Raw genomic sequence first — 1166 nt, forward strand, 5'->3', positions numbered from 1 at the left:
GGCCCCGCACGGCGATGCAAAAGTCCCGCAAGTTTAGTGCATCCGGGCCGCCGCCTGCCCTGCGGCGGCCGGAATGCGCACGATTCGCCCGCCGTCGTCCGACATGCGATGCGTCGCGCGCGATGCGCGGCCCAGTGTGCGGCGACCGGGGGTCGGCGAACCTCGTGCCGGTTGGCGTTTGGCGTTTGGCGTTTGGCGTTTGGCGTTTGGCGTTTGGCGTTTGGCGTTTGGCGTTTGGCGCCTGCCGCTTGCCGCTTGCCGCTTGCCGGTTGCCGTTCGGCGCTTGCCGCCTGCCGCCTGCCGCTTGCCGCGCCGTACTCAGATCACGCGAAAGTGATGCGTGCCGTCCCGCTTCAGTTGATCGACCAGCCCGTATTCCCAGTCGAGATACGCCTGCATCGCGGCCGTCGCGTTGTCGGTGCCTTCGTACGGGCGCCGGTAGCGGTCGACGCGCGGCGACGCCAGCCGCGTCTCGCCGTGTTCCAACGGCAGCCCCGCGTCGATCCACGCACCCGTGCCGCCCGTCAGCACCGCGATTTCGGCCGAAGGCGGCAGCAGCGCGCGCGCGTCGTCCGCCGCGAACCGCGCGAGCAGGCTCGAGCCGCACGTGAACACGTAGCGCTTCGCCGGCGGGATCGCGGCGAGCGCGTCGCGCAACTGCGCGCGAACGGCGAACCACGCGCCGGGGATATGGCGCTTCACGTAGTTCGCGCTGGTCGTCACGTCGACGATCGCAATCTCGCCTTCGGCCCCCTCCTTCAGCCAGCCCGCGAGCGTTGTGGGCGACACCTCGATTACCTGCGGCGTCGCCGGCACGTCGCGCGGCGGCTGGCCGCGCTCGGCGAAGGCCGCCGTGCCGGCCGGTTCGACGACGCGCACGTCCCACCCCATCTGCGCGAGCCACGATGCACTCATGTCCGCGCGCACGCCGTCGTCGTCGGCGAGCACGATCCGCGCGCCGCGCACGGCCGCGTGATGGTCGGTTTCCTGCACGAGCTGGCCGCCCGGCGTGCCGAGAAAGCCCGGCAGATGGCCGGCTTCGTATTCCTCCGGCGTGCGCACGTCGAAGCGATACAGCGTGCGGCCGGGCTCGTCGAGCGCGGCGACGTCCGCGAGCGCGATCCGCGGCACGCCGGCGCGCTCGGCCACCGCGCGCGCGGCGCGGC

1 protein-coding gene is annotated in these 1166 nt (G+C 72.4%); it reads right to left on the reverse strand.

The window, feature by feature from the left end:
* Window positions 1-318: 318 nt before the first annotated feature.
* Window positions 319-1166 (reverse strand): rhodanese-like domain-containing protein (locus O1Q03_RS39920; RefSeq protein ID WP_269511642.1); only part of this gene is annotated, 848 nt, incomplete at its 5' end.

The sequence above is a fragment of the Burkholderia sp. IMCC1007 genome (genome assembly GCF_027257875.1).
Classification (GTDB): domain Bacteria; phylum Pseudomonadota; class Gammaproteobacteria; order Burkholderiales; family Burkholderiaceae; genus Burkholderia.